A 24,739-nucleotide genomic window follows, 5' to 3' on the forward strand; every position below is an offset into this window, starting at 1 on the left:
CCAGAACGCTTTTCAATTATTTAAAATACGCTAATTATCTTGTTGTTCCTTCGGAATGTAGTCAAAGCTCTGTACCGAGAATTCTGTTCTTCTGTTTTTCTGGTGCGCTGCTTCTTTTTCTTCTTCGGTTTTCATTTTAGCAATCTGGGCATCAGTAATTCTCAAACGAGATTCTCCATACCCTTTTGCCACCATTCGCTCTGCTGGGATACCCTTTGACTCAAGATATGCAACACAACTTTGTGCACGTCGTTGAGAGAGGTCTTTATTATTGGCATCAGAACCGCGTGAATCTGTATGTGCCTGAAGTTCAATAATTATTGTAGGGTTATCTACCAAAGTTTGATAAAGGAAATCAAGCGAATCTTTAGAATTCACCTCAGCATTCACCTGTAGTTCTGCTTTCGCGAAAGCGTAACGTACTTCGGGAAATTCAATAGGTTTATCAGGATTGGTAAAAGTAATAAAGTATTCTTTCAAGAAAGTTGTTGACTCATTAAGCCCTACTGTGCTAATCTGATCTTTTGCCACCAGATAGTCAGGCTTTGAAACTTCGATTGAGTAATTTGTTTCCGGATTGATGTATCTTTCTTCTCCTTTAATTTCGAAAGTAAAGGCTCCGCCACCGTCGCTTAAGGCTTCAAACGAAGCTCCGTCGCTTCCCACGACTTTCACAGTAGCTTCTGGTACGGGTAGTTGGGTATCTTTATCGTATACTACACCTTCCAGCGCAAAAAGCAGAGGCGGCATATTAAATGAATAGATATCATCTTTTCCTTTTCCGCCATTTCTATCACTCGTAAGGTATCCACGCTCTGAATCACCTTCCCAAATTATTCCAAAATCGTGCCCTATTGAGTTTATCGGAACTCCGAGATTTTCAACATTATTCCAGGTATTATCTCCCGAAGTTTCAGCGCTAAAAATATCGAGACCACCCATTCCAATACGTCCGTCTGATGCGAAATAAAGTCGTCCATCTTTGCGAATAAACGGAAACATTTCATTTCCATCTGTATTGATATCAGGCCCGAGGTTTACGGCTTTTCCGGCTGTGCGCGATGCCTTATCAAAAGGTGCTATCCAAAGATCTTTTCCACCTATTCCGCCGGGCATATCGCTAGCGAAAATGAGGTATGAGCCGTCGTTTGTCAATGTGGGGTGTCCTACTGTTGTAACATCAGTACTCTCTTCATTTTTTAGCGGAACAAGCTGAGCAGTACTCCAGTTATTGTCCACTTTTCTGGTTAGAAATATATCACAGCCCTTGTTTTGATCCTTATCGCTTTCGCAACGCGTAAAAAACATCATTGACTTATCGTCGGAAAGCACGGGAGTAGCTTCATTGTGCTCGGTATTGATGCGATAGGTAAGTCTTTCAGGCTCGCTCCATTTTCCTTTCGAATCGCGGGTTGCGAAGAAAATATCCTGAAAGCTCTCGCCGGTGCGCTGATCAATTTCAATACCCTGAGCGCCCTGACGTGATGAGCTAAAATAGATAGTATTATATTCATTATCGGCCCATCCTGTTCCAAAGTCGTACTCATTAGAGTTGAGCAGCACTTCATTTTGTACGATATATCTGGAAGGCTTATCAAGCATTTCTTGGGCCAGAGTGGCTTCTGCAAGACCTTCGTCGGCCATATTATCGCCGGGGCTACTGGCTTTGTATTTATTGTAATTTTCTATTGCTTGTTTAAAATCACCTTGGCGGTGATAGGCTTGCGCCAAATACAAGAATGCTTTTGGATCGTCGAACTGCGCTTTCAACGCTTTATTATACCAAATAATCTGCTGATCATAATCGAGGGTATGGCGGTAAGATTCGGCTATTTGAAAAAGCATTCTGGCCTTTTCATCCGCATCAGAGGTTTTCGCGTACGCCTTTTTATACATATCTATGGCACCATAGTACGCCTCATTATTGTAGGCGTTGTCGGCTTCTTTAATAAGTCTCTCAGTTTGAGCCATTGCTAGCGTTCCGCTAAAAGCGAATAAGGCAACCAAGAGGAAGTTTCTAATAATTTGCATCTGGAAATTTTTTTGTTACAGCTTCTAAATTAGTCCCGAAAATAAACATAAAGTTCGGATTTTGACGATAAGTATGCAAAACAAGAAAAAAAAATTGAGATAATCCGTTTTTTCTGCGAGATGAATTGGTTTGAAACTGGGTTTCTAGCTAACTTTCCAATCCCTCACAATTCTCCCCTGTTTGTCTTTTTAAAACCTGCAGAGATTTGAATAAAACACATACCCCTTCCATATTTTTGAATGCGATGAAGTGGCCGACAAAATGTGATTTGACCGTAGTTGCACCTTAGTTAGGTATAGCGTTGCACCTTAGTAGGCTTTTAAAAATACCGTAGTTGAGTATTGAGTTTGTCTTTGCTTAATATTTTGGTGGGCACTCGTTTATCAGGCCGTAAAACATGAAAGCCGTTTTCTTACTCTTTTACGATTTTCCCGGTTCGGATTATTATCCCCTGTCAGGATTTGAATTACCGCAGGGTGGATACCTTGCAGAGCACGTCGGAGCGAAGCAATTTTATGCTTAAAATATAAAAAGCCTATATCGCAAACAAAAATTTCGGTTTGCTTAATCAAGTGATTCATCTCGCTTTGTCAGCCTGATATTTATTGGATTTTCACCATTAAAAAAACTACAAATGATAATGGGTTGAAAGCCTGCAGAATTCTTCGGATGCTAAATTCAAAGACCCCAAAGGTTGGTGAACCTTTGAGGTCTGATGACAAATATTTTCTATCGGATGGTTATCAACGCTCTGGAGGTCTTAGGTAGCCGTCGTATCAATCAATATCATGAAACTCCAATCACCAAAAACTAAAAACTAAAAACTATCTTGTAAACAGCAACTCCCGCAATTTCGGCATTGGCCATAGCTGATCATCAACCAGAAGTTCCAGTTTATCAACCTGATACCTTATTTCTCCCATGGTTGGTTTTACCTTATCGCAATATGCAATTGCCGCATCGTAGGTGTCTTCAATTTTATTTGCTTTTTTACGCTCTTCCACCATTTCATCAACCTTGGTTTTAATAATTTCTACGCGTTCCGAAATTTCTTCTACAATTTGAAGCTGCGTTTTGGTGGCTTTAAGTGCTGATGCCTGATTTAGAATTTGATTAATTCCAAGCACATTTTGAATCAGCATGGTCTGGTATCCCAAAGCAACAGGAATGATATGACTGAGGGCAATATCTCCGCAAATGCGCGATTCAATCTGGATCTGCATCTTGTATTTTTCAAGCTCTATTTCTACTCTGGCTTTTAACTCGCGCTCAGTAAGCACATTTTGTTTTACGTAGAGATCTATTACTTTTTTGGTGTCGAGCATAACAATAGCACGAGGTGCATCTTTTACATTCGATAAGCCCCGCTTTTTTGCTTCGGCCACCCATTCTTCGCCATACCCATTTCCTTCAAAACGAATATTTCTTGAATGCTTAATGAGCTTCTGTAGCTCTTTAATAATCGCCTCGTCCTTTTTAACACCCTTGCCAATTTCGATATCAATCTTGTCTGCAAATTCACCTAATTGCTGCGACACCATAACATTTAGCGCAGTCATCGGCACACCGCAATTGGCCGTAGAGCCCACAGCCCTAAATTCAAATTTATTTCCTGTAAAGGCAAATGGTGAAGTGCGGTTTCTATCGGTATTATCCAATAAAATCTCGGGTATTTTACCGATGTCAAGCTTTAGTTGCGTTTTGTCGTCGGGAGTCATTTTTCCGGCTTTCACGCTTTTTTCTAATCTATCAAGCACACGAGTAAGTTCAGACCCAATGAAAACAGAGATAATAGCAGGTGGAGCTTCGTTGGCACCCAGTCTGTGGTCGTTTCCGGCATTGGCAATATGGGCTCTTAGTACATCAGCGTAATCGTGAATTGCGGCGATGGTATTAACCATGAAAGTGAGAAACTGGAGATTTGTTTTCGGATTCTTACCAGGTGAGAGCAAGTTGACTCCGGTATCCGTAGCGAGCGACCAATTATTGTGCTTTCCGCTTCCGTTTAGGCCTGCAAATGGTTTTTCGTGAAGCAAAATTCTGAAATTGTGCTTGCGGGCTATCTTTTCTAGCAGATCCATCAACAAGAGGTTATGGTCATTGGCCAGATTTGTTTCCTCAAACATGGGAGCCACTTCAAACTGATTTGGGGCAACCTCATTGTGCCGCGTGGTAACCGGAATACCAAGCAAATGCGATTCCGTTTCAAAATCGCGCATAAACATGTGGATACGCTCGGGAATTGATCCAAAATAATGATCATCAAGCTGTTGCCCCTTTGCGGGATTGTGTCCAAAAAGTGTCCTTCCGGTAAATTGAATATCGGGACGTGTATTGTAAAGTGAGCTATCAATCAAAAAATACTCCTGCTCCCAGCCAAGCGTAGAAATAACTTTGGTAACATTTTTATCGAAATACTTGCATACCCGTGTAGCAGATTTATCAATACTGTGCAGCGCTTTGAGAAGCGGCATTTTATTGTCGAGCGCTTCGCCGGTATACGAAATAAAAATGGTGGGAATGCACAACGTACGCCCAATTAAGAAAGCCGGCGACGAAGGATCCCATGCGGTGTATCCGCGGGCTTCAAACGTATTTCGGATTCCACCACTCGGAAAGGAAGAAGCATCGGGCTCTTGCTGTGTAAGATTCGCACCGGCAAATTTCTCAATGGCCTTTCCACCGCCAAGAGGTGTAAAAAAGGAATCGTGCTTTTCGGCCGTAGAGCCAGTAAGCGGCTGAAACCAGTGGGTGTAATGCGTTGCGCCCATAGAGATAGCCCAATCTTTCATTGCCGAGGCTACCTGATCTGCAACAGCGCGTGGAATACGTTTACCAGTATTCATAGATTCATTTACAGACTGCAAGGCATCATCTGCAAGATATTCTCGCATCTTGTCCATTACAAAGACACGTTTTGAGAAATAATCTGAAATTTTTACTGAGGGAGTTTCGACGTGAATCGGTTTACGATCCAATACATCTTCGAGTGCTTTAAAGCGAAAGCTTGCCATGTGGTGAGAGAGGTTTTATTTACGGCAAAAATAAACCCAGAAAAGCGGAAAAAATAGAAATATTTTTGATTTTTTTCAACACCCCAAAATTTTAGAGGGGTGCGCTTAGTTTTTTTAAGCTTTTTCGTGGAAACACCCCCTACAAAATAGGCCCAGATAGCAATAAATACATAAATGTAATATAAGATGCTAGCAAAACGAATCCTTGCCAGCGGCCCATTTTAAAACCGACAATACTTAAAGGCAAAATGAGAAATGAGGTGCCGAGCATCCAGAAAATATCGTTGTCCATTATTTCCTGCGCCACTTGTATGGGCTGAATAAGCGATGTGACCCCCAGTATGGCAAGAATATTAAAGAGGTTGGAACCAATTATATTTCCCAATGAAATATCCTGCTCTTTTTTAAACGCCGCAATAACAGATGCTGCCAGCTCGGGCACGCTAGTGCCAAATGCTACAAGGGAAATGGCAATAACGCGATCTGAAATCCCGAAATCGCGCGCCACCGTTTCTGCACCTTCCAGAAACCATTTGGCGCCAAAAATAAGTCCAGCAGTTCCTAAAATAATGTAAAGAATAAAAACCCAATAGCTTTTTGACTTTGATTTTTCATCATTCGAAGTTTCGGATGTTATTGAATTTGCTTCGGCCTTGAGCCTTTTCTTTCTAACACGGTAAAAGCTGTAAGAAATAAAGCTCACAAGTAATGTGAGGAAAATAATTCCGTCAAGCCTTGAAATAACTCCATTCAATGCAAACGCGTAAAATAAAACGCTTGCCAAAATCATTACAACCCAGTCGTAACGCAAGGAATCTCGCTTAATTGCAATTGGAAAAATAATAACGGTAATACCGAGAATCAACGCTACATTGGCAATATTGCTTCCTATTACGTTGCCTATGGCTATATCGGGCTTACCCGCGAGTGCCGCCTGCACAGTAACCACCATCTCTGGCGATGATGTACCGAGTGCAACTACCGTCATACCCACCAGCATGGGTGGAACTTGAAGACGAAAGGCAATTCCGGATGCACCTTTAACCAAATAATCACCCCCAAAAACCAGGATAACAAGACCGGAAATAATGAGAATAAACTCCATAAACTATTTATCTTCTTCTTTACGCTTATCCTCAAATGTATCTTTCATTTGATCTTTTACAGAGTTTGCCGAGTTTTGAATATCACGCTGTATGTCAGATGTGGCATCTTTTACTTGACGGATTGTGCGCCCCATAGTGCGTGCAATGCCGGGTATCTTATCAGCACCAAAAAATATAAGTATAAACAGCAGTATGACAAATATTTCACCACCACTAACTCCAAAAAGAAGGATCATTGTCTTTTAATTCTGGTGCAAATGTAAAAAGCCTCTCTGTACAAAAGAGAGGCTTTTCAATATTATTTCAAACTATTAATCTAAACAGTAGCTTGTACTTCGCGTTTTGGGGCTTCTTCGAGACTCGCACCAGTTTTGTCAGATAAATCAACAACCAATGGAGACGCAACGTAAAGCGAAGAATATGTTCCTACAAATACACCGAGCATCAGCGCAAAGATAAATCCGCGGATAGACTCACCACCAAAAATAAAGATGATAAGCAAAACGACAAAGGTGGTAAGCGATGTATTAACGGTACGCGAGAGTGTATCGTTCAAGGCTTTATTTATCACATGTGCCATTTTTTCTTTACGGTGCTCTGCAATATACTCCCGAATACGGTCAAATACAATTACCGTATCGTTAATAGAGTAACCAACTACAGTGAGTATGGCTGCAATAAATGCCTGATCAATCTCTAATGAGAATGGAAGAAAACCGTGAAGCAACGAGTAGAACCCGAGTACAATTATAACATCGTGAAACATTCCAGCAATAGCTCCTACACCATATTGCCATTTTCTAAATCGGAACACGATATAGGCAAAGATGATAAGCAGCGCAAAGAACACTGCCGACAAAGAAGATGATTGGAAGTCATCTGAAATGGATGGATCTACTTTACGAGATTCAATAACTGTATATGGATCGTTGAGTTGATCAAGACCTTCATTAAGTGCTTGTTCTACGCGCGAATCTGCATCGGTAGCATCATTATCTACCAAAAACTTAGTAGTAATTTTTACCTGATTTGAAGCTCCGAAAGTTTTAACCTCCGGCTCAAGCTTGCGTCCTTCTTCAACAAACGATGCTGCAAGAACATTACGAACCTCCTCAAGATCTGCCGGTTTGTCAAATCTTACTGTATAGGTTCTACCTCCTGTAAAGTCAACACCGAAATTCAGACCACGCGTTAATAAACTACCTACACTGATCAAAATCGCAACAGCTGAAATGATGTACGCAATTTTTCTCTTTTTGATAAATGGAATCGTGCTATTGGTCAAAATTTCTTTAGACCAGCTCATCCAGAATGAAAGGGTTTTTCCTTTTTTCAGTCGGGTATCAAAAATAAGTCGGGTAATAAAGATTGCAGAGAAAAGCGATGTAAAAATACCGATTATCAAAGTTGTTGCAAATCCTTTTATAGGCCCTGTACCAAGGGTTACAAGTACTATCGCCGTAAGAAGGGTTGTAAGGTTGGCATCGATAATTGCCGAGTAGGCTTTACTGTAACCTTCCTTCACAGCAGCTTTAACGCTTTTGCCGTTTCGCAATTCCTCTCTTATTCGTTCATAGATAAGAACGTTGGCATCTACGGCCATACCGATGGTAAGTACGATACCCGCAATTCCCGGAAGGGTAAGTGCCGCCTTTAGGGATGCCAGCGCACCAATAAGGAAGAATAAGTTTGCTATAAGAGCAATGTCAGAAACAAGTCCGGCACCTCTATAATAAAATATCATATATAAAAGCACCACAGCAAGTGCAATTCCAAATGACAAAAGACCGTCATCAATATTCTGCTGACCCAAAGAAGGTCCTACAACGGACTCATCAACAATATTGGCAGGTGCTGGAAGAGCACCAGCTTTCAAAAGGTTTGAAAGATCGAGCGCTTCTTGAATTTGATCATTCCGCGAGCCCTGGCCCATGCTAATTGAAGACTGTCCTGTTGGGATTTCGCTTTGAACCACCGGAGCCGAATACACATAATTATCAAGTACGATAGCTACAGTGCGTTTCGGATTTTGAGAAGAAGCTTCACGGGTTATATCTTTCCACGCTCTTGCTCCTTCGCTGTTCATCAGCATAGAAACTTCTACCTGTCCGGTCATATCGTATTGCTGCGAAGCATCTACTATTACAGAACCATCAAGTGGAGCTTTATTATCTCTCGTATCTACTTTAATAGCGTAAAGACGCATTACATTTCCCGCTCCGGGAGCAGGCTCTGCAGACCATAATAATCTAAGATCATTTGGCAAGATAGCCTGAACCACTTGTTCTTTTAACATACGGTTTACCGCTCCCGTATCACTTACCGCTGCATAACCAACAACAGATCCCTGTGCAGGACCTCCGTTTTGAGTAAGCGCCGGGTTCAATTTTGAGAAAAGGGGTAGCTTTTTCAGTTGTTCTGCCTGTGTAAGTTCAGCAGATTTGGCAGCATCTGTCGTATCAGAACCATCTTCTGAATCAAGACCCAAAAGTTCTGCTTCAGTAAGTGTAGTATCTGTAGCCGCTTGAGCGGTTTCAAGTGTATCTTCGGCAAGCTCGTCTAGCGCGCTGGTATCAACCAAAGTGGTATCTAAATCAACACCATTGGTCTCATCTTCATAATCGTTTGGATTGTAATATTCGCTAAGAGCAGTATTTGCCTGATCTAAATAACCCAGAATTTCAGAATTCTCATAGGTATTCCAGAATTCGAGGTTGGCAGTACTTTTAAGCTGCTTTCTTACGCGGTCTTTATCTTTAACACCCGGTAGTTCAACCAGAATTCTACCAGAGAATTGTTGCTTCTGGATAGTCGGTTGGGTTACACCAAATTTATCAATACGTGTTCTGAGAATTTTCTCAGTATTGTTGATGGCAACTTTTGACTCTTCCTGAAGAATGTCAAGAATCTCTTGGTTTGAAGCATCGCGTGGAAATCGTTCCTTATTATCACGGCTGTGAAATACAGAAGCCATTTGCTCATCCGGGAAATTTTTATTCCAGGCTTCGCCAAATAGCGTTACGAAATCAGACTGCGAGTCTTCCCGCATCTTTTTTGCTTCATTTACCGCAGTAACTAGTTGTTCGTTTTGAACATTATTACTCAGATTCAAAATTAAATCGGGAATAGAAACCTCAAGGGTTACACTCATACCACCGGCCAAATCGAGACCCAGATTGATCTGTTTCGATTTGCTCTCTTGGTACGTGTATCCAAAAAGAGGGTAAATCTCCGTATTTGAATTTTGCGCCAAATATTGCGTTTTGTATTTCTCCAGAAGATTTGACTCTTCCAATAGTGAAAGTTCTTCACTTGTTGCCGTTCTTACAGAATCTACTTTGTATGCAGCAACCTCTTCCGCTTTATTTTCGAAAGAAGCCGTTACAAATGAAAATGAGATTTGAAAAAGGCAGGCCAGAGCCAATAGAATGGTAAATAGCCAAATAGCACCTTTGTTTTGCATGCGAATTGATTTGCGATTTTTTATCGAGCCGCAAATATAGATTTAAATGAGTAATTTCCCAATCCAGTTTCAAAACCATTTAAAATAATGTAGGGCATTGACAATCTGACGTGTATAATTTAGTCGGGGAAAATAATTTCTCTATATATACTTTACGAATTGTTAAAGTCTGACGTTTTTTTTAGAATCAAACACAGTACGATGAATTTTCGCTTATTGTTACTACTTACCTTAATCCCGCAGGCATTTTACGCCCAGATGGTAGTTAGTCCGTCTTCGGACATCCCTGTTTTCATGCAAAATCAATCCCAAATTCGCAATCCGTGGACCGGTGGAATGAACGCTGCGCAAATTTCTATGATTGATGCTGATTACGACGGAAATGAAAATGATATTTTTCTTTTCGACAAAGCCGGCAACCGCGTTTTAATCTTTACCGGCGAAATGGAGGGTGGTGAAAGAATGTATAATTTCAGGCCGGAGCTTTCGCGAAATTTTCCTGCGCTCAAATCATGGGCGCTCATGCGCGATTACGACTGCGACGGCAAACGCGATATTTTTACATACAGTACTCTGGGTGGTGCCTTTGCGGTATATCGCAATACCGGAACGGCCGAGACAGGAATAAGTTTTGAATTGGTTAATCAGTCTGTTCAGAGTTATTACGCCTTTAATACAACCCAGTTTGGTACCAATATATATGTATCGAGCCAAGATGTTCCGGCTATTTTTGATTTTGATGGTGATGGCGATCTTGACATTTTAAATTTCAGTGTTAACGGAACTATGGTCGAGCTTCACCTTAATTTTTCTATTGAGAACACAGGTTCTTGCGGACTAGACAATTTTGAATTGAAGAATAAATGCTACGGCAGGTTTGTAGAAGGTAGCGAAAACAACGGAATCATCACCGATCCCGCATTGGTTGATGCGGCATGTAGCTTTAATGTCGTTAATCCAAAAGCTAATGATACAGAAGCTAAAGGCGCCAGACACGTAGGCTCAACAATTCTCGCTTTTGATGCAAATCAAGACGGGCTCGTAGAAATCATTCTCGGTGATGTGAGCTATACAAACCTCACCTATTTGGAAAATAATGATCGTCCTGCTCCACTTGTTGATAGCGTTGGATATATCTCTACAGATTTTCCAGCAGATTTTGGGGCTCCGGCTGTAGATATCGATAATTTTCCGGCGGGTTTTTATGAAGACATTAACGGTGACGGAATTCGCGATTTAATTGTTGGTGTAAACAATCTCGATGGGGCGGCCAACAAAAAATCTATTTGGTATTACGTAAATAATGGCGCCGATAATTTGCCCAATTTCGAATTTATCCAAACAGATTTTCTCCAAGATCAAACCATTGATTATGGCGAAGCATCGGCTCCGGCGTTTTTTGATTACAACGGTGATGGACTTATGGATATTGTGATTGGCAGCCGAGGCGAATTTATTGATATGGGCAATTATAAACCAACACTCGCTCTATATATCAATACCGGCACAGCTTCCAGTCCTGCATTTACATTACAAGATCCTGACTGGTTAAGCGTATCAACCTTAAATATAGGTCAGTACATTACTCCAACTTTTGGCGATATAGATGCCGATGGCGACATAGATCTTATTGTTGGTTGCGCTTCGGGCGAACTTTATCTTTTCGAAAACACAGCAGGTGCGGGAAATACTGCGAGCTTTTTCCTTTCGGGAAATGTGCTTGCGGGTAGTGAAATTTTAGACGTCGGTCAAAACAGTGCTCCGCAATTGTTTGATTTAAACCAGGATGGGAAGCTCGATCTGATTATAGGCGAGCGAAACGGAAATTTGAATTATTACCAAAACACAGGAACTTCAGTCAATGCTCAATTTACCTTTATCGCAGATACCCTTGGCGGCGTATCGAGCGTGGAGCCCAATTATTTTGTGGGCAATAGCAGCCCGCATTTTTACACATTTATTGGCGAGACCTATCTAGCAGTGGGCGGCGAAGCCGGAAGAATACATGTATATAACGGTATAGCCGATAACCTCACCGGCGATTTTAACCTGGTTAGCCTTCACGCTTTTGAGGTTAATACCGGCCTGCTGAGCAAACCCTATATCCTTGATGTAAATACAGATGGTATTCCCGATTTATTTCTTGGCAGCATAGGTGGTGGCGTAAGCCTTTTTATGGGCGATTATCTATTGGGACTAACCGACACCAAAAAGAAAAACAGTCTACTTAAAATTTATCCCAATCCGGCCAATGATAAGATACGTGTTGATTTAGTTGATAAGGAAGATTCAAATTTAAGTTATAATTTGTATTCCCTTTCGGGGATGTTGACGCAGAGAGGAATTGTGCAAAACGGAATTATTGATATCAGCAGACTGGCTACAGGTATGTTTATTCTGGAAATTGATTCGTCGGGAATTATCTATCGTGGCAAGGTGGTGAAGGAGTAAGCAAGGTTTCAATCGACAATGGTTTCAATCGACAATGGTTTCAATAGGCAAATGAGAAGTAGGTGAAGATAAATTGGCAATGGGCAATTTGCAATAGGCAATAACAACGATCTTAATTACAACTCAAATCTTTCCATTTAAATTATAATACTCACTATATCGTGATGTGAACTCCCTTTCCTGCATCCGACGTAGCTTTTCGCGGAGAGGAATGCACAAGGGCGGCAATGGTTTCAATAGGCAATGAGCAATGAGCAATGAGCAATGAGCAATAGTCAACAACGATCTTAATTACAACTCAAATCTTTCCATTTAAATTATAATACTCACTATACCGTGATGTGAACTCCCTTTCCTGCATCCGACGAGGCTTTTCGCCGACGACCGAAGGGAGTGGTATGTAGAGGAATGCACAAGGGCGGCAATGGTTTCAATAGGCAATAGGCAATGAGCAATAGGCAATGACAGACAAGTTTAGAAGTTAGTGAAAAAAAAGTCTCGCCAGATGACGAGACTTTTTCAAAAAACTTTTAATGATGTCGCGGTTTATGACGACATTACATCCATATTATCCAAAACTTCCATTACTTCTTTTACAGAATTTGCAGAAGAGTAAAGCATTTCTTTTTCTTCGTCATTCAGCTTGAGTTCAATAATTTCCTCAATTCCGTTTTTGCCAAGTTTTGTAGGCACGCCGAGGTAAATATCATTCAGACCATACTCACCTTGCAGCCATGCACAAGTTGGGAAAATACGTTTTTGATCGCGCACTACTGCCTCAACCATTTGCGCTGCAGCAGCACCAGGTGCATACCATGCAGAAGTGCCCAAAAGATTTACAATCTCACCACCACCTTTTTTGGTGCGCTCAATAATTGCATTCAGTTTACTCTTATCAATAAGTTCAGTAACAGGAATTCCGGCTACTGTAGTATATCGCGGAAGCGGAACCATCGTATCGCCATGACCACCCATCAATACTGCCTGAATGTCTTTTGGTGAGCAATTAAGTTCAGTGGCGATAAATGCACGGTAGCGCGCAGTATCTAGAACACCGGCCATACCGAATACTCGGCGCGAATCGATTTTTGCCGTAAGGTAAGCGGCATACGTCATTACATCAAGCGGATTGCTCACAATAATAATCTTTGCATCAGGTGAATGCTCAATAGCTTGTGCGGTAACATTTTTTACGATGCCGGCATTCGTAGCTATTAAATCGTCGCGGCTCATACCAGGCTTACGCGGAAGACCCGAGGTGATTACAATTACTTCAGATCCGGCCGTTTTTTTATAGTCATTTGTAGAGCCTATCGTGCGGCTATCGTATAAATTGATAGGCGAAGTTTCCCAAATATCCAATGCCTTACCCTCGGCAAAACCTTCTTTGATATCCAGTAAAACAATTTCATTTGCAATTTCGTGATGTGCAAGTACATTCGCACACGTAGCACCTACATTTCCGGCACCTACAACTGTTACTTTCATATTATTTTGAAATTTTCTGTGAGTTTACTTTGAGGTGCAAATATAATATATACACTTGACTCTAACTTCATAATAAAAACAAATCGCCACTGTACTGCAATTTAGATTCATAAAAAATAAGTGATTAAAAAAATTGTATTTCCCAATATGCACAATGGTTTCTGTATGTTTCGAAATGAAAAATGATTCGATTTAGACAATCAATTTAACTCCGATATTTTCATCTGAATTGAATAAATGTATATTTAGCACCAATTTCGGAAAACAAGATTGCAGAAAGACCGTAAAGAATTTATCGCTGTTGAAGTTGAATGCACTCAATAAAAACAGAGGAATTTAGAGATATTACCTTTAGAAAAACGGTATATATATTTCTTTACAACTTTCATATTATTGTACTTAATAAGAAAAATAGTAGCCTACCACATTTAATAATAGGCAAGAATTTAAAAATAAATGGCAACCATCAACCCAACACGCCGTCTTGGCAATGCTTAGTGTAAACAACATCAGTGAAGATCAGCTTAAAATGCTGGTTGACGGTTGCGTACGAAATCATCGTAAAAGCCAGGAAATGGTCTATAAGATGTTTTACGGCAAGATGATGTCGGTTTGCAGGAGGTACACCAAAAACGAAGATCAGGCGAAGGATATTCTTCAGGATGGCTTTATCAAGGTTTTTAAAAACATTGAAAAGTTTAATTTTGACGGATCTTTTGAAGGTTGGATTAGAAGAATTGTAGTCAATACGGCGATAGATTTTACGCGTAAAGCCAAAAATGACTACCTTTTAATGAACGAAAACCAATCGCTCGAAGATTTTGAGAATGATCTGCTCGATGAAAGTGTTGAAGAAGATTATGATACTCCCTTTAAAGTGAGTGATGTAATCGCCGGAATGGAACAACTTTCAAATGCATACCGTACAGTATTTAACCTGTACGTTTTTGAAAATTATTCACATCAGGAAATTGCCGACGCGTTGAAAATAAGTGTTGGCACGAGCAAGTCAAATTTGGCAAAAGCCCGTGCAAACCTTAAGAAAATATTGACTAAAGAATTGGAGAAAAGAAATGGCGAATCAACTAGATAAATTTGACGAACTGATCAAGCAAAGCTTTGATGGTTTTGAAGTACCTTATGATCCACAACATTGGGATGACCTGCAGGCAAACTTAGACTCAACTACGCCGAGTCTTACCAGCTATTTTGGGGCTATCACCACCGGGTTGGTTGCTACAAGCGTTGTGTTTATCGCCATGTTGTTCTTCTTCTCTGATGCTCAAATACAAAATCCAAAACATATAAATGTTGACGAAATTACGGCAGAACATTTAGGGGAAGAAGGGAATGAGAATGCAAGTCAAAAATCTGCGATTGAAAATAATACAGCAGAGCTTAGTGAAGAATCTGATAGTGACGCTACAGTTTCTGAAGATGATAATGCTATTGCTGAGACTAAGGCAGTAAATGCTAAAGCTGATAAGGCAATAAGTAAAGAGAAAACAAATTATGCTAAAGCCGAAGCATTAAAAACTCCGGTTAAAAACATCAAAGGAACTGCGGGTGCAGAAAGTGTATCTCGTGTGAGAACAGGGTGTACCGGATTGGTAATAAATTTTGATGCCTCAGAAGAATACGGTTCTGATGCCAAATATCTTTGGAATTTTGGCGATGGCTTTTTTAGCAATGAGTCAAACCCATCTCATACATTTAATAAAGAAGGTGTATTTGACGTATCGCTTTCGGTAACATCAAAAACTACAGGTCAAATTTCATCAAATGTTGTGCAGGCGATGATAGAAGTAAAAGAAGCTCCTGTTGCTAATTTGGATGTAAATATTGAAAGCCTCTCATCTATTTCCATTAAAAACGACAGCTATAATGCCAGCGATTTGGAATGGAATGTGGACGGCAAAATGCTAATCGACAAAAACGAAATTAATATTAGCGTAGTTGACAATACCCGCCAAAACCTGGTGATGAGTGTTAGCAATGACGGTGGTTGTACCGATACGCTCGAAACAGTGATCAATAGTGTAGTTGCAGGGTCAGAGTTTCCACGTGCCCTCGGTTCATCATTTGGTGCAAGTTTTGCTCCGGGCGCTATTTTAGATTCAGGCGACGTGAAATCGATCAAAATTTTCGAAAAATCTTCAGGCAAGCTTGTTTTTGAAGGGTCGGGAAATAAAGGTTGGAACGGTACCGAACTAAATGGAGAGCCGGCGCATAAAGGTGCTTACAAGTGGCTTATGGCGGTTAAAAAATCCGGATCTATCGATATCTACAAAGGAGATATAGAGTTGCGTTAAGCCTCACATCAGCCTAGTTACATTCTTTGAGCTTCATTTTTAAATTCTTTGGGCTGATCTATATTGGAGGGTTAGCGATCTCGCTAATACTAGGGTGAGAATATATTGGGAGCTTTCAGGTTCTATTTCAAAATAATGACTTCCTCCAAAAAAATTCTGAACAAGTTCACATAACTCAAAAAATCCGTTATTAGTTTTGGTTGCCGCACTCGGAATTTTATTCCCAACCTAATTCATATTTGAATAGAAATAAGAAATCTACTTTTCGCAGAGATTTCAGTCTCAAATGAAATTTTCGGAATTCAGCTTACTCTTGCATTCCTAATTAGTATTTGCACTCAGTTTATAACAATAGATTAAAGATTAGTTCGTAGCCTGAAAAAAGGGCACATCTGTTTATTCCACTATAAATCTGTGCAATAAGCTACATAATAGAATTCCTTTGAACAGAGCCTGAAAGAAAATCAAAGTGAATTGTATTCATACGAGCAACTTCTTAGATAGTTACTCGTCATTCTTTCACCAGATGCCATATAAACACATTTGAAGTAGATTTCCATAGATGACTTTTATATCTTTGGACTTTACGCTCAAAACCAACCATTCAGAGAATGATGAAAATGTTTACTAAAAGAATTTTATCGATTGCGATCATAATGCTTAGCCTTGCAATGGCTAATAACGCTAGTGCGCAAGATACCTTATCATGGACTTCTAGTCCCTCACCCATTAATGGAGCCTATGAACCAGGAAGCATCGTAACATTTTGTTTCACAGTTGAAATAAATCCGCTTATTGGTGGAGCAAACTGGTTCCATGGTCTTGTTTTGAACATCCCTACTGGTTGGGATTATACCAGTATTACGAATACCTCAGCACCGCCGAGCTGCACCGGAAGTGGGGGTGGTAATTGGGCGTTTTATCAAAATGGTCCGGATGGTCCCGGTTTTTATTACGATTCAGGAACCGGTGGGCCGCTTGATGGGAACCCCGGAAATAACTGGGGAGATCCGTGTTCTACAAACCAACTTCCAGACGACTTTACCTTTTGTTTTGATATAACAGTCGGTTCGCCCCATTATGATGTGAATGGATTTCTTGATGGATATGATTGTGGTCCCGGTGGAAACGATATAGATGGAAGTTCGATTACGCCTTCAGTTACCTTTACCGGAGATGGAGAGACAGGCTCATGGGGTGGCACTTATGCCCCCACGCCACCGGTTTCTAGCGATCCTATTACAATTAAATGCTGTGATGCCGAAGCGGGGGTAAGCCCCGGCACGCTCCCAATTTGTGAAACTGGCAATTGGAACTTATTTGATGAGCTTGGAGATACGTTTGATGGAATTCCGCCTGATACAGGTGGTGTGTGGACCTATGAAGGTGAGCCAGCGTATTCATGGACAAACCCGTGGTCACCTGCGGATAGCACTTGGTTAGGAACTTTTGATCCTACTATCGACCCACCTGGTGAATACACCTACACAGTTACTCTGATTGACACAGTTACTGCTGACACTTGTACAAGCGCCACCACGATCATTATGGAGTTTATTTCGCTCGGAACTGTACAAAACATTGCAGATTGTAGTGGTACTCCTACTAATATTCTCCCTTTAATTACGAATTTCATTATACCCGCCGGGGGTACATGGACCGACCCGGTTGGTACCCCTCTGGTCGGCGCCACAGTAGATCCGAATGTAAACCCTCCTGGTTTATATACCTATTCTTACTATGACGCCGGAATGTGTCTTACAACTTTACAAGTACAAGTTACCTTTGCAACCGGCGGTGCTGCAGGTTCGCCGGGCACAGTTGATATATGTACATCTGATGCAGGATGCTTTTCACCGTTTACAGCGCTCCAGGGCAATCCTACCGCGGGTGGGAATTGGATCGTTTATGACTCTACAGGTTTTATATTTCTTGATTATTTGCCTGAATGGAATATATGTCTAGATATGTCAACCTATCCAAGCACGGTGCCAAATGGTTATGTCGGTGACTTTTTATTCAAATATCTTCTTGGTGCACCTCCATGTGATCCTGTGTTGGTGGATGTAACTGTAAATATTTTTGCCCCTGTAAATACAGGGGCGAACACCGTTACTTCGCTTTGCGTCACAGATGCTCCAGTAGAGCTTCATACACTGGTTGGCGGTGACCCAGGATTAGAATGGAATCAGGGTGGTACTGTAATACCTGATTTATTAGACCCCTCCACTTATGCTGCAAATACTAGTTTAAGTTTATACTATGAAGGTGGTCTGGCGGGAACATCATGTGTGAGCTCTACGCTCCTTCAATTAACTATCTTGCCAACTTATGCATATGCCGGCGAGAACAATACGATAAATGTTTGTACGGCAGACGCGTTCATACTAATGAGAGACTCCATACCTGACAATGGAACAGATGTGGTGCAAAACGGTGGTACATGGCAAGACAATGCGGGAAATCCTACAAACACAGATTATTTTGTACCGGGTACAAGTGCTCCGGGAACTTATGTGTTTACTTATAATATTGTTAGTCCGTGTGCTACGGATCAATCTACACTCACAATAATTGTTGAGCCTACCCTTAATCCTGGAACAAGCGGCATACTTGATATCTGTTCAAATGAAACAAACGTTGCTCTAAGCGGTGGCCTTACCGGTACTTTTGATACAGGAGGCACATGGACAGATGCATCAGGCATAGTGGTTCCGGGTGGAACTGTTAATGGAAATGCAGTAACAAATGGTGCTGTATATACCTATACCGTTGGTAGTGCACTTTGTGCGCAAACTGCAACTGTAACGATCAATGTAATTCCTGCGCCAAATGCTGGAGTATTAACAACTACGCCCCAGACATATTGTGATTCTGATGCGCCTATTGATTTAATGACACTTTTCACGACTCCCCCATCTGTATTGCCTTCACCCGGTGTGGCAGGCTGGACAAATCCCGGCGGAGCAACCGTTACCACAGTCAATCCGTCAAGTGGATCTTCAGCTTCGGGAGTTTATACTTATACAATTCAAAATTCCGGATGCGGACAAGCAAGTGTTTCTATCACCATAACTATTAATGATACTCCAAATGCAGGAACAGATGGAACATTAACCGTTTGCCCGAATGGTACAGGAACAGTTGATCTAATTAATTCTCTTGGTGGAAGCCCTGCCCCCGGCGGAACATGGACAGGCCCATTCGGTGGTGGTTTTAGCGGAAGCTTTAACCCGGCCACCCCAGACGCAGCAGGAGTTTATACTTACACCGTTGGAACTACTTGTACAGATCAAGCTACGGTTACAGTATCTTATGATGTATTGCCAAATCCGGGTATTTCTAGTACAGTTACCGTTTGTGCCGGTGATCCTGCCTTCAATCTGATTGATGAACTGGGAACTGGAGCAGTTTTAGGGAACTGGAGTTTTGGCGGAAGCGACACTTCTGGCACATTCACCCCCGGAACAAGTAGTCCCGGTGTTTATACCAATACGGTAACCGCCGGTACATGCCCATCAGTAACTGCTACCCTTACGGTAAATGTTACAGCCCTGCCAAATGCAGGTGCCGACGCTACCGTAACTTTCTGCGAAACTGCAGGAATTGTTGATTTGACAAGTTACTTAAATGGAACTCCTACCACAGGTGGATCATGGGCAGACGCAGGCGGAATGACAGTTTCAAACTCACTGAATGTTGCCACACTTTGCGGAAGCAGCCTTGTATATACTTATACCGTTGGCTCCGGAACATGTAGTTCGTCAGCAGTATTGAGTTTTGATGTAATATGCTCGCCAAGTGCCGGTTCGGGTGGAACTCTTGATTTATGTTCGGACAACGGATCGTTCTCATTATTTGATGGATTGACCGGACCTTATGACACCCCCGGAGTTTGGACAAATAGCATTAACACTGTCGTTTCGAACCCTACAAATATGAATCCTGCCACTTTAGGCACCGGCGATACCTTTACTTATACTGTTGAAGCCTTGCCATGTGCTGCCGCTTCCGCAGATGTTGTTGTATCTATCACCCCTGAAATTACTACTGCAAACCTGGATGTATCTTGTACTTCTTCTCAAACAACTTATATTGTAGGTTTTAGTATTTCGGGGGGCGATGGCTCTTATTCTAATTCAGGAACAACATCAGGTTCTATTTCAGGTGGAATTTTTACCTCTGACCCAATAAATGTAGGAACTGATTACAGCCTAATTATTTCTGATGGAAGTGCTTGTGGAGACATCACTGTTTCAGGTGTTTCGCCTAATTGTAGTTGTCCGACTACGGCCAGCTTTGCATCAGGAAATGAAACAATATGTATCGGAAGCTCAACTGATATTGAAATGAACCTCGGTGGAGGAATTGATGGAAATTATGGTTTTGTATACAATGATGGAACGGACGACATCATGGTTTCAAATGCAAGTAACGGACATATAATCTCTGTGACTCCTACAGTTACTACTACCTATACTTTGGTAAGTGTAACTGATGGATTTTGTACTAATCCAATCAGCGGCTCTGTAACTATTACGGTAGATCCATTAAACGATGCCGGAAATGATGTTCCACAAGATTATTGTGGAAATGGCTCAAACTTGGTATTAACCCCAGCGACCGGAGAACCAACCGGAGGAACTTTTTCGCCAGCTTCTATTGCACTCTTGCCTGCTAATTCCGGTGACTATAACTACACGATGTCAGGTGGCCAATGTCCGCCGGATGTTGCAGTTTATACTATAAATATTGACGCACCGCTTGCTACTACGTCTGTACAGACAACTTGTGAATCAAATCAAACTGAATATACGGTAACAATAGTGATTACAGGTGGCACATCGCCTTATAGTGTAGATGGAAACGAAATTGCAGGAAATAGCTTTACTTCTTCTGTAATCGCAATGGGCACTAACTATAGTTTTGATATTGACGATTCAGGTGCCTGCGGACAAATTACGGCATCTGGACTTTCACCAAACTGTAACTGCCCGGTTAACGCCAGCTTCAGTACTGGTAACCAAACTATTTGTATTGGAAGTTCAACGAGTATTGGCCTTAACCTTACAGGTGGAATCGATGGAGATTATACTGTTTCCTATACTGCCGGAGGCTCACCTCAGTCATTGTCTGGTCTTTCAGATGGTGCTGTTATAACAGTGAGCCCGACCACAACGACTACTTACACCCTGACAGGAGTTGAGGATAGCAATTGTCCGGGCTCTGTAAATGGAAGCGTAACAATAACTGTTGAACAATGGCCTAATGCTGGCGGAGATATAAGTGCTGAATACTGTGCAGACGGAACTGTGTTAGTCTTGACACCGGCATCAGGTCAGCCTTCCGGCGGATCTTTCAGTCCGGCTTCTGTCACTAAAGATGTTGCCAACTCGGGTGTTTTCACTTATACAATGTCGGGAAATGTTTGTCCGGATGATCAGGCAAACTACACAATTGATTTTATTCAGGAACTTGAAGTTATTGATTTAACTGCCGTTTGTTCTTCAAATCAATTAGAATACACGGTTTCCTATACAATTTATGGTGGTACACCTCCCTATATTATTAATGGTGGTTCGCCTATCTACTCAACGAACTTTTCGGAGGTTAAAGTTTTTGCCTCGAATCCTACTTATAACTATACAATTTCAGACAATGGCCCTTGTGCAGATGTGGTTATTTCAGAAACAGCGCCGGATTGTAATTGTATTGCCGAAGGTTCAATAACCGGATCGCAAGCAATTTGCAACGGCGACGGTGCAGAGATAACTTTTAACGGAATAGGTGATGCCCCATTCAATATTACCTACACCAATTCTGTTTCGACACAAACAACACCGCTTAATTCAATTAACAACGGACATGTTATTACGGTATATCCTACTGTAACAACAACTTATACGCTTGAAACTGTTAGCGATTCGTATTGCGAGGGAGTTGTATCTGGTAATTCTGTGACAATCACGGTTGACAATCCAGTGGTAATTTCGGGAGTAACTGAAATATGTAATACTACCGCCGAAGGCTATGTTGTAGAATTTTCTTACACCGGTGGTGTGGGTCCATTCACTTTCAGTCCCGGAAATACATCTTCAACACCAGGTGTTTATACGAGTCCGGTTTACCAAAGCGGAAGCGGGTATAGCATTACAGTTAACGATGCGGGAGCTTGTCCACAACAGATTGTTTCAAGCCCTGGTTATACTTGCGCTTGCCTAAGCGATGCCGGAACGATACCGACACCTGACTTTGAAGTTTGCTACGGCGAGTCAGCTACTGTAACGACAAATAATTCTAATCTCGATGGAAATGATGTATTGCAATACATTCTTCACGATGGTGATGGTTCTTCTATAGGAAATGTTATTGCCACCTCGACGAACGGAACGTTTGTATTTAACTATGGATCTATGACACCGGGTGCTGCATATTATATAACTGCCGCTGTTGGAAATAATATCGGCGGTGGAAATGTGAACCTCAACGGGTCATGTACTTCTCTTTCGAATGCTGTGCAAGTGGTAATGAATCCACTTCCTACGGCTTCCATCACAGGAGGATCAATTGTGTGTGTTGGTGAAGCAGTAGACTTGGAGATTACTTTTACTGGCGGGGCACCTTATGACTTTGTTTATAAAATTGATGGCGCGACGCAAGGATCTAATACTATTCCAACCGGAAACACCTTTACACTCACCGTATCTCAGCCGGGTAACTATACGCTGGAGTCTGTTAGCAATACTTGCACCGGAACAGTTTCCGGGTCAGCAATTGTGCAGAATTATGAAACTCCAACTGCCACCCTAAGTGGTGAGCCTACTGTTTGTGAAGGCAGCGGCGATGGCCCACAAGTAGCCCTTACCGGAAATGGACCTTGGAATCTTGTTTACACAATTGATGGAGTGGAGCAACCACCGGTTACTACCAACTTCGTAACTTATACCATTCCGGTAGAAACGGATGGCAATTATGCCCTCGTTTCTGTAGAAGGATCATATTGTTCAGGAACGGTAAGTGGAAGTCAGAATGTAACCATTCTTGATGCACCTACTGCTTCGATTACAGGCGGTGGTACCGTTTGTGCCGGAGACTCTGCAACATTTGATGTAAGTCTTTCGGGTATTTCTCCATGGACAGTTCAGTATACTGTAGATGGAGTGCCACAGAATCCGCTAACCGGAATTACTTCTGGTTACAGCTTTGAATCGAGTGTGGATGGTGATTATGTGCTGGTGTCAGTTACCGATGCAAATTGCTCGGGCGAAGTTCTAGCAAGCCAGGCTGCGCTTATTGTAAATCCATTGCCCACCGCTGAAGTTACTACTAACAAGTCTTCGGTATGTATTGGTGAGGAACTTCAATTGGGAATAGATCTGGAAGGTGTACCACCATATAGCGTAACCTACGTTTTAAATGGTGATACAATCGTTGCTACAGGTCTTTACAGCGACTTTATGAAAACATTATCGCCTGTAAATCCTGTAACTTTTGAAGTAATATATGTTTCAGACGGTTCAAACCCAACCTGTTCTTCAGATGTAATAGACCTTACATATATTGATGCAGTGGCACTGCCAAACGCACCCGTTCTTACAGATGACACGATTTGTGCAACAAATGGTCCTGTAACTATCGGAGTAAATGCTGCACCCGGTTTAACGTATAGCTGGAGTCCGGAAACGAGTTTATCAAGTCCGAATACTTCAAATACGCTATTCCAGCCTTTCTTAAGCGGGCCGGTTGCCAAAGACTTTAAGTACGTATTAACTGCTACGAATGGAGAATGCTCTGCAAGAGATACCATGATCGTTACAGTAGATCCGGGGCCACAGGCGCGCTTCTCTTATACACCCGATCCGATTTCGAGTGAAGACCCAACCGTTTTCTTCAAAAACAATACGGTTGGAAGAGACAATGTGATCTACTTCTGGGAATTTGATTCACTTGACACTTCAAATGATTTTGAGCCATCGTACAAGTTCCCCGATGGAATTAATGACAGCTATACCGTGAGCTTAACTGCTATAGATCCTGTAACCGGATGTGTGGATGATTACAAAGACATTCTGAAAATCAAGCCCGAAATGCTGATTTATGTTCCTAGCGCATTTACTCCCGATGGCGATGGCAAGAATGATTTATGGGCACCTGTGCTTACGAATGTAGATGCCGATAATTTTAAACTTACAGTTTACGACCGCTTAGGTGTATTGGTATTTACCACTACAGATGTAAAACAAAAGTGGAACGGGAATAAAATGAACGGCAATTACTATGTTGAACCCGGAGTGTATGTTTGGATGATTGAAACCAAGAACCAAGTATCGCTTGAAGAAGTTAATATGAAAGGAATAGTAACGGTAGTAAGATAAAAGCTAAAGTTTACTTTATGCAACTTAGCTATCTTTATACCGTCAATAGTTTATCAAGTTTGAAACCATATGAAATCCATTAAACTAACCATTGTATTATTGGCACTGCTCTCTTTTGAAAGCGGGCACGCTCAAACGGCAGAAGATTATGCCGCCGTATCTGAATTTTTACCTGCAGAAGAATTGTCTTCAGCTCAGGAAAATCAAGCCAGATTTGCGCAATTTGCCTACCTCAACAGGCATGGCTACTATTTGGGAAATACAGGAGGCAAAGATTTCTCTACGTTCCCGGATATCTCCGAAGTGAATGCTTTCTATTCAGGTGTTCCTGAAATAAGCCTACAGCTAATTGAAACCGGGGAACTAAATTTAATGGCTTATAGTTTTGAAATGAAACGCAACGCCTACAATTATTACAGAGTACCCGGAAGCGATAAAGTTTTGGTTATTCTTCCAATGAATCTGAGTCTACAAAGAATAAACTCCGAAATTAAGTAA

12 protein-coding genes are annotated in these 24,739 nt (G+C 41.5%); 6 read left to right on the plus strand and 6 right to left on the minus strand.

Annotated features, from left to right (window positions below):
- Positions 1–30: 30 nt before the first annotated feature.
- Positions 31–2,031, minus strand: a complete 2,001-nt coding sequence (locus G3O08_RS21660; RefSeq protein WP_317164037.1) for an OmpA family protein — start codon at positions 2,029–2,031, stop codon at positions 31–33.
- Between the two features lie 398 nt (positions 2,032–2,429).
- On the opposite strand from G3O08_RS21660, the gene G3O08_RS21450 reads away from it, so the two are divergent.
- Positions 2,430–2,555 (plus strand): hypothetical protein, encoded by a 126-nt coding sequence (locus tag G3O08_RS21450; protein ID WP_262888938.1) that lies wholly within the window; start codon positions 2,430–2,432, stop codon positions 2,553–2,555.
- 301 nt (positions 2,556–2,856) lie between these two features.
- Here the strand turns inward: G3O08_RS21450 and G3O08_RS05035 are convergent, their stop codons facing one another.
- The 4 genes from G3O08_RS05035 to secDF form a co-directional block, all read right to left on the minus strand.
- Positions 2,857–5,046, minus strand: coding sequence for a glutamine synthetase III family protein (locus G3O08_RS05035; RefSeq protein ID WP_163283585.1), 2,190 nt, complete (start codon positions 5,044–5,046; stop codon positions 2,857–2,859).
- Between the two features lie 139 nt (positions 5,047–5,185).
- Complete coding sequence (locus G3O08_RS05040; protein ID WP_163283586.1) at positions 5,186–6,151, minus strand: calcium/sodium antiporter; 966 nt, start codon at positions 6,149–6,151, stop codon at positions 5,186–5,188.
- 3 nt (positions 6,152–6,154) lie between these two features.
- Entirely contained in the window at positions 6,155–6,388 is a 234-nt protein-coding gene (locus G3O08_RS05045) for a Sec-independent protein translocase subunit TatA/TatB (RefSeq protein ID WP_163283587.1), read from the minus strand.
- An 80-nt stretch (positions 6,389–6,468) separates the two neighbouring features.
- Positions 6,469–9,615 (minus strand): protein translocase subunit SecDF, encoded by a 3,147-nt coding sequence (secDF, locus tag G3O08_RS05050; protein ID WP_163283588.1) that lies wholly within the window; start codon positions 9,613–9,615, stop codon positions 6,469–6,471.
- Between the two features lie 201 nt (positions 9,616–9,816).
- On the opposite strand from secDF, the gene G3O08_RS05055 reads away from it, so the two are divergent.
- On the plus strand, positions 9,817–12,066 hold the full coding sequence (locus G3O08_RS05055) for an FG-GAP-like repeat-containing protein (protein ID WP_163283589.1): 2,250 nt from the start codon (positions 9,817–9,819) through the stop codon (positions 12,064–12,066).
- A 546-nt stretch (positions 12,067–12,612) separates the two neighbouring features.
- Here the strand turns inward: G3O08_RS05055 and mdh are convergent.
- Positions 12,613–13,554, minus strand: a complete 942-nt coding sequence (gene mdh / locus G3O08_RS05060; RefSeq protein WP_163283590.1) for a malate dehydrogenase — start codon at positions 13,552–13,554, stop codon at positions 12,613–12,615.
- A 490-nt stretch (positions 13,555–14,044) separates the two neighbouring features.
- Between mdh and G3O08_RS05065 the strand changes: the two genes are divergently transcribed.
- From G3O08_RS05065 to G3O08_RS05080, 4 genes are all read left to right on the plus strand, one after another.
- On the plus strand, positions 14,045–14,647 hold the full coding sequence (locus G3O08_RS05065) for an RNA polymerase sigma factor (protein WP_239540994.1): 603 nt from the start codon (positions 14,045–14,047) through the stop codon (positions 14,645–14,647).
- Positions 14,628–15,866 (plus strand): PKD domain-containing protein, encoded by a 1,239-nt coding sequence (locus G3O08_RS05070; protein WP_163283592.1) that lies wholly within the window; start codon positions 14,628–14,630, stop codon positions 15,864–15,866. The genes G3O08_RS05065 and G3O08_RS05070 overlap by 20 nt, the downstream gene beginning before the upstream one ends.
- A gap of 611 nt (positions 15,867–16,477) precedes the next feature.
- Entirely contained in the window at positions 16,478–24,241 is a 7,764-nt protein-coding gene (locus G3O08_RS05075) for a T9SS type B sorting domain-containing protein (protein ID WP_204336774.1), read from the plus strand.
- A gap of 69 nt (positions 24,242–24,310) precedes the next feature.
- The gene (locus G3O08_RS05080) at positions 24,311–24,739 is read left to right on the plus strand and encodes a hypothetical protein (protein ID WP_163283594.1); all 429 of its coding nucleotides are present in this window, start codon (positions 24,311–24,313) and stop codon (positions 24,737–24,739) included.

The organism is Cryomorpha ignava (assembly GCF_010686655.1).
Classification (GTDB): domain Bacteria; phylum Bacteroidota; class Bacteroidia; order Flavobacteriales_D; family Cryomorphaceae; genus Cryomorpha; species Cryomorpha ignava.

What these genes read in the sequence shown, in the direction of transcription:
- G3O08_RS05075 (WP_204336774.1), top strand. Translation starts at nt 16,478, where the DNA reads ATGATGAAAATGTTTACTAAAAGAATTTTATCGATTGCGATCATAATG.
- G3O08_RS05055 (WP_163283589.1), top strand. Translation starts at nt 9,817, where the DNA reads ATGAATTTTCGCTTATTGTTACTACTTACCTTAATCCCGCAGGCATTT.
- G3O08_RS05080 (WP_163283594.1), top strand. Translation starts at nt 24,311, where the DNA reads ATGAAATCCATTAAACTAACCATTGTATTATTGGCACTGCTCTCTTTT.
- G3O08_RS05035 (WP_163283585.1), bottom strand. Translation starts at nt 5,046, where the DNA reads ATGGCAAGCTTTCGCTTTAAAGCACTCGAAGATGTATTGGATCGTAAA.
- mdh (WP_163283590.1), bottom strand. Translation starts at nt 13,554, where the DNA reads ATGAAAGTAACAGTTGTAGGTGCCGGAAATGTAGGTGCTACGTGTGCG.
- secDF (WP_163283588.1), bottom strand. Translation starts at nt 9,615, where the DNA reads ATGCAAAACAAAGGTGCTATTTGGCTATTTACCATTCTATTGGCTCTG.
- G3O08_RS05070 (WP_163283592.1), top strand. Translation starts at nt 14,628, where the DNA reads ATGGCGAATCAACTAGATAAATTTGACGAACTGATCAAGCAAAGCTTT.
- G3O08_RS21450 (WP_262888938.1), top strand. Translation starts at nt 2,430, where the DNA reads ATGAAAGCCGTTTTCTTACTCTTTTACGATTTTCCCGGTTCGGATTAT.
- G3O08_RS05065 (WP_239540994.1), top strand. Translation starts at nt 14,045, where the DNA reads ATGCTTAGTGTAAACAACATCAGTGAAGATCAGCTTAAAATGCTGGTT.
- G3O08_RS05040 (WP_163283586.1), bottom strand. Translation starts at nt 6,151, where the DNA reads ATGGAGTTTATTCTCATTATTTCCGGTCTTGTTATCCTGGTTTTTGGG.
- G3O08_RS21660 (WP_317164037.1), bottom strand. Translation starts at nt 2,031, where the DNA reads ATGCAAATTATTAGAAACTTCCTCTTGGTTGCCTTATTCGCTTTTAGC.
- G3O08_RS05045 (WP_163283587.1), bottom strand. Translation starts at nt 6,388, where the DNA reads ATGATCCTTCTTTTTGGAGTTAGTGGTGGTGAAATATTTGTCATACTG.